Origin of the sequence: Maritimibacter alkaliphilus HTCC2654 (assembly GCF_000152805.1) — a bacterium.
In the GTDB taxonomy this organism is placed as follows: Bacteria; Pseudomonadota; Alphaproteobacteria; order Rhodobacterales; family Rhodobacteraceae; genus Maritimibacter; species Maritimibacter alkaliphilus.
The window spans coordinates 2,796,325-2,803,427 of sequence record NZ_CH902578.1 but is presented as its reverse complement, the minus strand read 5'-3'; the positions used below and the strand labels follow the sequence as shown (position 1 = coordinate 2,803,427).

At 67.1% G+C, this 7,103-nt stretch carries 9 protein-coding genes; 3 read left to right on the top strand and 6 right to left on the bottom strand.

Translation table 11 applies throughout. The annotated features are described in order from the left end of the window. Positions 1–34 precede the first annotated feature (34 nt). Together RB2654_RS14560 and RB2654_RS14555 are read right to left on the bottom strand one after the other, a co-directional pair. On the bottom strand, positions 35–811 hold the full coding sequence (locus RB2654_RS14560) for an inositol monophosphatase family protein (protein WP_040885033.1): 777 nt from the start codon (positions 809–811) through the stop codon (positions 35–37). Then, positions 798–2,144: a TldD/PmbA family protein gene (locus RB2654_RS14555; RefSeq protein ID WP_008333193.1), complete on the bottom strand. Its 1,347-nt coding sequence runs from the start codon at positions 2,142–2,144 to the stop codon at positions 798–800. Before RB2654_RS14555 ends, RB2654_RS14560 begins: the two co-directional genes overlap by 14 nt. Positions 2,145–2,262: 118 nt before the next feature. On the opposite strand from RB2654_RS14555, the gene RB2654_RS14550 reads away from it, so the two are divergent. After that, positions 2,263–3,015, top strand: a complete 753-nt coding sequence (locus tag RB2654_RS14550; RefSeq protein WP_008333192.1) for an SDR family oxidoreductase — start codon at positions 2,263–2,265, stop codon at positions 3,013–3,015. Further along, positions 3,012–3,617 (top strand): enoyl-CoA hydratase/isomerase family protein, encoded by a 606-nt coding sequence (locus RB2654_RS14545; protein ID WP_040885032.1) that lies wholly within the window; start codon positions 3,012–3,014, stop codon positions 3,615–3,617. The genes RB2654_RS14550 and RB2654_RS14545 overlap by 4 nt, the downstream gene beginning before the upstream one ends. Positions 3,618–3,704: 87 nt before the next feature. Here RB2654_RS14545 and RB2654_RS14540 read toward each other — a convergent pair whose 3' ends face one another. Continuing rightward, complete coding sequence (locus RB2654_RS14540) at positions 3,705–4,019, bottom strand: HNH endonuclease family protein (protein WP_040885031.1); 315 nt, start codon at positions 4,017–4,019, stop codon at positions 3,705–3,707. 14 nt (positions 4,020–4,033) lie between these two features. Here RB2654_RS14540 and RB2654_RS14535 point away from each other — a divergent pair, with 14 nt between their 5' ends. Continuing rightward, positions 4,034–5,197: a TIGR03862 family flavoprotein gene (locus tag RB2654_RS14535; RefSeq protein WP_040885030.1), complete on the top strand. Its 1,164-nt coding sequence runs from the start codon at positions 4,034–4,036 to the stop codon at positions 5,195–5,197. Here the strand turns inward: RB2654_RS14535 and RB2654_RS14530 are convergent. The 3 genes from RB2654_RS14530 to RB2654_RS14520 all read right to left on the bottom strand — a co-directional run bounded on the left by RB2654_RS14530 (position 5,194) and on the right by RB2654_RS14520 (position 6,988). Then, the gene (locus RB2654_RS14530) at positions 5,194–5,790 is read right to left on the bottom strand and encodes a glutathione S-transferase family protein (protein ID WP_008333177.1); all 597 of its coding nucleotides are present in this window, start codon (positions 5,788–5,790) and stop codon (positions 5,194–5,196) included. The two genes, RB2654_RS14535 and RB2654_RS14530, sit on opposite strands and share 4 nt — an antisense overlap. A gap of 71 nt (positions 5,791–5,861) precedes the next feature. Then, positions 5,862–6,500 carry a winged helix-turn-helix domain-containing protein gene (locus RB2654_RS14525; protein WP_040885028.1) on the bottom strand — a complete coding sequence of 213 codons (639 nt, stop codon included), beginning with the start codon at positions 6,498–6,500 and terminating at the stop codon, positions 5,862–5,864. Then, entirely contained in the window at positions 6,497–6,988 is a 492-nt protein-coding gene (locus RB2654_RS14520; RefSeq protein WP_040885026.1) for a MarR family winged helix-turn-helix transcriptional regulator, read from the bottom strand. The genes RB2654_RS14525 and RB2654_RS14520 overlap by 4 nt, the downstream gene beginning before the upstream one ends. Positions 6,989–7,103: the final 115 nt, after the last annotated feature.

The following is a 7,103-nucleotide window of genomic DNA, read 5'->3' as shown; positions in this document are numbered from 1 at the left end:
GGGTCGACGCGGGCGCAAGCCCGCGGCGAAATCCCTAAAGCAGACGCGAAACGATATCGGCGTGGACCGCGCCACCACCGGCGACCACGCCGTTGACTTGCGGATGCCGGTTGTTGAACCCCAGCACGCCGCCCTTGCGGTCCGACACGCGCCCGCCGGCCTCGGCGACCAGCAACGTTCCGGCGGCCACGTCCCATTCCCACGTCGCGCGCAGCGTGAACATGGCATCCTTGCGCCCTTCGGCGACCAGCGCCATGCGATAGGCGAGCGACGAGCGGAATTGCCGCTTCATTTCCGGCACATCGGCGTCGAGCCAGTTGTGCGGCTCCATCGCGGGCTTCGCCGCCAGCACCTCGGCCTCGGCCAGAACGCTCTGCTCCGACGCGCGAATGGCCTCCCCGTTCAGCATCGCCCCTTGCCCCGCCGTCGCCGCATAAAGCTTGTCGTGCATCGGCAGATAGACGACCGCCGCCACGACCGCGCCGCCCTTCGCGATGGCGAGGGAATGGGACCACGTCGGGTTCCCCTCGATGAAGCCCCGCGTCCCGTCGATCGGGTCGATGATAAACACCGTCTCGGCATCCAGACGGTCGGTCGCGTCCGGCGTCTCTTCGGACAGCCAGCCGTAATCCGGCCGGGCGGCCCGCAAGCGGTCCTTCAGCATCTCGTCGACCGCCAGATCGGCTTCGGTCACCGGGCCCTGATAGTCCGGCTTTTCCCACTTGGTCACGTCGCGCTTGAAGAACCGCTTCGCGATCTCCCCCGCCTCTCGTGCCGCGTCGGCCAGAAGCGCGGTATCAGCTTCCCGCAAGGGTCATCCCTTCGATCAGAAGCGATGGCACCTGCCGCGACTTGTGCGGCTCGGCGTCATTCGCCGGAATGATCCGCAGAAGCATGTCGATCAGGTTGTTCGCGATGGTGCATTCGTTGACCGGGTAGGCGATTTCACCGTTCTCGACCCAGAAGCCCGAGGCCCCGCGCGAGTAATCGCCCGTGTTCGGGTTCACGGTCGACCCGATCAGCCCCGTGACCAGCAGCCCGGTCCCCATATCGGACATGAGGTCGGCATGGGTCTTGTCGCCCGGTGTCAGGTACATATTGGACACGCCCGGGCTGGGCGGCGCTCCGGTGCCGCGCCCGGCATTCGCCGTGCTTTCCAGCCCCAGTTTGCGCGCGGTGGCGAGGTCGAGCACCCAGCCGTTCAGCACGCCGTTTTCGACAAGCGCCCGGCGCCCGGTCGGAAGGCCCTCCCCGTCGAAGGGGCGCGATCCGTTGGCACGCACGCGCAGCGGATCTTCGATGATCGACAGATGCGCGGGCAGAACCTGCTGGCCCATCCTGTCGCGCAGGAAGGACGATCCGCGCACGATGGAGGCCCCGTTGATCGCCCCCAGAAGATGCCCGATGATCGAAGCCGAAACGCGTTCGTCGAACAGGACCGGATAGGTGCCGGTCGGCGGTTGTTTCGCGCCCTTGCGCGCCGCTGCCCGTTCGCCTGCGATGCGCCCGATCTCTTCCGCTGACGGCAGGTCGGTCTGGAAAATGCGGGATTCGCCGTTGAATTCCCGCTCCATCTCGGCACCCGTGCCTGAGATCGCGGCGAGCGACACGGCGCGCGTCGTGCGGCCATAGCCGCCCGCGAACCCGTTCGAGGTGGCAAGAAAAATGTCGGTGCGCCCGTAGCCCGCAGACGTGGCCTGCACCTGACTGACGCCCTCGACGCCCAGCGCGGCCTGTTCGGCGGTCCGCGCATCTTCTTCCAGCGCGTCGGGCGCGGGCTCGTCTGACGGATCGGCCAGTTCCAGCGCCGCCAGATCCCAGTCGCGGGCATATTGCGACGGATCGGCCAGCCCGATGGTGGGGTCCTCCGGCGCCTCCCGCGCCATCGCGACGGCCCGCTGTGCCATTTCCTCGATCGTGTCCGCCGAGGTGTCCGAGGCCGACACGTTCGCCTGACGATGCCCGACCATCACGCGCAGCCCGATGTCCACGCCCTCGGACCGCTCCGCATGTTCCAGCGCGCCCTTGAGCACGTCGATGGACAGCGACGTGCCCGCGACGGCGAGCGCGTCGGCATTGTCGGCCCCCGCTTTGCGCGCGGCGTCGAGAAGCTGTTGGGTGAGACTGTCGAGCTTGGCCTTCATGGGTTTCCTTTCCACGTTGTCGTCTCAGGTAACGGCCCCAACGCCCCCCCGCAAGGGCGACGCACTGGTCCACCGCGCAACGAACCATTACGGTCTGCGCGAAACAGGGAGTTTTCAGATGGATATGACAGGCAAGACGGTGGTCATCACCGGCGCGAGCCGAGGGATCGGCGAGGCCGCCGCGCGCGTGTTCGCCGAGGCCGGGGCGAACGTCGCCCTGCTGGCCCGTTCCGGCGATGCGCTCACCTCACTGGCGGAAGAGATCGGGGACAACGCGCTCGCGCTGGAATGCGACGTGGCCAGCTTCGAAGCGGTGCAGACCGCCGTGGACGAAGCCATCGCGCAATTCGGTGGCGTCGACGTGCTCATCAACAACGCAGGCGTGATCGAACCGATTGCGAACATGGCGGACAGCGACCCGGACGACTGGGGCCGTGTGATCGACATCAACGTCAAGGGCGTCTACCACGGCATGCGGGCGGTGCTGCCGACGATGCGGAAGGCAGGCAGCGGAACGGTTTTGACGATTTCGTCCGGCGCGGCGCATGGCGCGCTGGAGGCATGGAGCCACTATTGCACCTCCAAGGCCGCGGTCCACATGCTGACCCGGTGTCTTCACAAGGAAGAGGTGGGTCACGGCATCAGGGCCATCGGCCTGTCGCCCGGCACCGTGGCGACCGAGATGCAGCGCGAGATCAAGGCCTCCGGCGTGAACCCGGTCAGCCAGCTCGACTGGTCCGACCACATCCCGCCCGACTGGCCCGCGAAGTGCCTGTTGTGGCTTTGCGGCCCGGATGGGGATGCATGGCTCGGGCAGGAGGTCTCTTTGCGCGACGAAGATGTGCGCCGCGCCGTGGGCCTGATCGCATGATCCGGCTGGAGCGGGACGGCGGCCTCTGGATCGCTACGATCGCCCGGCCCGACAAGGCCAATTCGCTCACCCGCGAGATGCTGCTCGAACTGGCGACCGTGGCCGAAGAGGCGTCGAGCAGCGCACGCGCGCTGATCTTCACCGGGGAAGGCAAGGTGTTCTCCGCCGGGGCCGATCTTGACGAGGCGCGGGCGGGGCTTGCCACCGATCCGGTCTGGGAACGGCTCTCGGGCGCCATCGCCAGCGCCCCGATCCTGACCATCGCGGCCCTAAACGGCACGCTCGCAGGCGGGGCGATGGGCATGGCACTGGCCTGCGATCTGCGGATCGCGGTGCCGTCGGCCAAGTTCTTCTACCCGGTGATGAAGTTGGGCTTCCTGCCGCAACCGTCGGACCCGAAACGTCTTGCGGCCCTCGTTGGCCCGTCGCGGGCCAAGATGATCCTGATGGCGGGGCAGAAAGTCGAGGCACCCGAGGCGCTGGACTGGGGCCTGATCGACCGGATCATCGACGCGGATGTCGCCACGGCTGCGCGGGATTTGGCCACGGATGCGCTGGGCGCGACGCCGGAGCATGTGGCCGGGATCAAGGGCTTAATCTGATTTCGGATCGGGCTTGCGCCCGACCCGACCCGGGCGAGGGGGCCAGCCCCCTCGCGCTCCCCCGGGATATTTCGAGACCGGAAACACCTAACGGCGGGGACGGCGTTTGCCTTCGCTACGAGACAGGAAGTCGGGCGGGCGCTTGGCGACCCATCTGGCGAATTTCGCGATCCGGGGATGGGTGAGCAGCGCCTCGGGCGTGTTGTAGACACGGGCAAGCTCGGCCTCGGACAGGGTCGCGTGGATTTCCTTGTGGCAGATGTGGTGGAGCAGCACCGTCTCGCCGCCTTTGCCGCCTTTCAGGCGCGGGATCAGGTGATGGCGCGATTGCGGAACGCCTTCGGGGATCGGGCGGGCGCAGATCGGGCAGATCGGGTCGCTTGTGTCGGGCGGCGCTTCCATGCAGTGAAGGTGGGATGAACGGCGTGAAACGGCAAGCACTGGTGATCGGCGCGGGTCCGGCGGGGTTGATGGCCGCCGGGGCGCTGGCGCGTGACGACTGCGACGTGGTGGTGGCCGAAGGGAAACCCTCGGTTGCGCGAAAATTCCTGATGGCGGGTAAGAGCGGGCTGAACCTGACCAAGGACGAGCCGCTCGAACGGTTCCTTGCCGCCTATCACGGCGGTTGCGCTGGGCTGGTGCGGGCGGCGGTTGTGGATTTCGGACCGGTGGAGGTCGCGGATTGGGCACGCGGGCTGGGTCAGCCCGTGTTCACCGGATCGTCGGGCCGGGTGTTTCCCGAAACCATGAAAGGCTCGCCTTTGTTGCGGGCATGGCTCGGCACCCTCGACGGCGTTACCATCCGCACACGCTGGCGGTGGGTCGGCTTCGACGGCACAGGCTATGCCTTCGAGACGCCGGAGGGGCGGCAGGTCGTCACCCCCGACCTGTGCATTCTCGCGCTTGGCGGCGGCAGTTGGGCGCGCCTCGGCTCGGACGGGGCATGGGTGCCGTGGCTGGCGGATCGTGGCGTGAACATCGCGCCGCTCGCCCCTGCGAACGCCGGGCTGGTCGTCGACTGGTCAGTTCACATGGCCAAGCACTTTGGCGCGCCGGTCAAGGTGGCCCGGCTCACCGCAGGCGACACCTCGGTCCGGGGGGAGTTCGTGGTGTCGGCGCGGGGTCTCGAAGGTTCGGCCATTTACACCGTCTCGCGCGCGGTGCGTGTGGGTATGGCGCTTACCGTCGACCTGTGCCCCGACCTGACGCAAGACGAGGTGGCCGCGCGTCTGGCCAAGCCGCGCGGCAAGGCCACCGTCGCGGGACATCTGCGCAAGGCGCTGAAACTGGATCCCGTTCGCCTCGCCCTGTTGATGGAGTTCGGGCGGCCCTTGCCCGACGACCTCGCCCCGCTCGTCAAGGCTCTGCCGATCCGCCATGCCGGACTGCGCCCGATCGACGAGGCGATCTCGACCGCCGGGGGCATCACGGCCGAAGCCCTCGACGGCTACGCGATCCGGGCCATTCCCGGCCTGTATGCCTGCGGCGAGATGCTGGATTGGGAGGCGCCGACGGGCGGCTACCTGTTGACCGCCTGTTTCGCCACCGGGCTGGCGGCGGCCCGTCAGGCGCTGGTCTAGGCTTTCGCCAGCGCCGCCACGCGTTTGAAGGCGTCCCGATCGCGCATCCGCTTGACGTAGGCGTTGAACTTATCGTTCTCGAGCGGGAACTTGGCCGAGAAGGCCCAGTTCGCACAATGGGCGGCAAGGATGTCCGGCACCGTCATCTCGTCCCCGGTCAGGAATGCCTTGTCGCCGAGGATACCGGCACAACGTTCCACCGCGCCTGCGAATTCCCATTTCAGCGACGAGCGGATTTCGGGCATCCGGTGCTCTTCCGGCAGGACGAAGACGTGGCGCGCGCCCATCCAGAGGAGCGCGTCGAAATCGTCGATCAGGAAGTTGCTGATCGCGTCCTGGCGCGCGCGTTCCAGCGTCCCTGCGGGATGGGTGAACGCGCCATGGCGGTCCGCCAGATACTGCATGATCGCGACCGAGTCGTTCACCGGCTCGCCATCGACCAGCAGGACCGGCACCTTGCCCGACGGGTTGTGCGCCATCACCTCGGCACTGCGCGGCCCGGCCTTGGTCCACTCGTAAGGCTGGCCCAGTTCTTCGAGCATCCAGAGCACGCGGAACGCGCGGGTGTCGATCTTTCCGATCACTTCGTACATGGCTGATCCTCCCTTGGGGGTGAGAGAGGCACGGGGCAGACCATCGGCGCAAGCGTGACGTGGGGACGCGATCAGTCGGCGACGATCATGTAGCCGGTCCCGCGCACGGTTTGCAGCACCTTGGGCATCTTGGGGTTGGGTTCCAGCTTGCGCCTCAGCCGCGTGATCTGGACGTCGACCGCGCGGCTTGCCGGGTCGGCATCGACCACGTCGGCCAGTTCGGACCGCGTGATCGGCGCATTGGGCCGGGCCGCCAGCGCACGCATCAGTTTGACCTCGGTCGCGGTCAGGCGCACGCGCGCTTCGCCCTGAGTCAGGGCACCCGCTTCGATGTCATAGGTGAACGGCCCCATCCTGAGCACCTTGGGTGCGGCGGATTCGGGCGGCGGGCGGCGGTCGAGCATCTGGTTGATCTTGTCGATCAACGCGGGCGGCTCGAACGGTTTCAACAGGACCTCGCCCTCGCGCGTTTCGCCTGCCGCGACCAGCCACAGCGCCGGGGCTTCGGTCAGATCGCACAGCGGTGCGGCCTCGGCCACATCCTCCAGCACGATCAGGTCGAAATCCAGCCCCGACAGCAGGCGCTGCGCATGGTCTACATCCCGCGCGGCGGAGACGAGGAAGCCATGTCGACCGAGAAAGGTCTTGAGCAGACCGCGCTTGGTCTCATCCGGGTCGACCAAAAGCAGATGCGCGTCCGGCTGGCTCATTCCGGGTCCTTCAGCGCGTTGAAGTGGCGGCGCATGTCCGGGTCCATCATCGCCTCCAGCACCTTTCGGAACCCGTCGACCGCCTCCGGCCCGACCTCGCGGTAGGCCGCGCGCATCCGGGCACGCTGCGCTTCGGCGAGGTCCGCCTCGAGTGCCTGACCTTTCTCGGTCAGCACCAGATGCCGTTCGCGTTTATCGCGCGTGCCCACGCGGCTTTCGACCAGCCCGTCTTCGACCAGCGTGCGCAACACGCGGTTCAGCGACTGTTTCGTAACGCCGAGAATCGCCAGCAGGTTGTTGACGGTCGTGCCGGGGCTGCGATGAATGAAGTGGATCGCCCGGTGATGCGCCCGCCCGTAGCCGTATTGCTCAAGAATGCGATCAGGGTCCGCCGTAAAGCCCTTGTAGGCAAAGAACATCGCCTCGATGCCCTTCTTGAGCTGCTCGTCGGTGAGGAACAGCAGGTGGGGTCCACGCCGGTCGTCCATCCTTGGTATCCTCGTTCACAAAATGCCCTTCGGATAGGCAATTTACGTCAGTCTTGTTGACTTTACCACCCCTCAATGGTAGCGAATCGCGTCTTTGACGCAACTTTACGTCCGG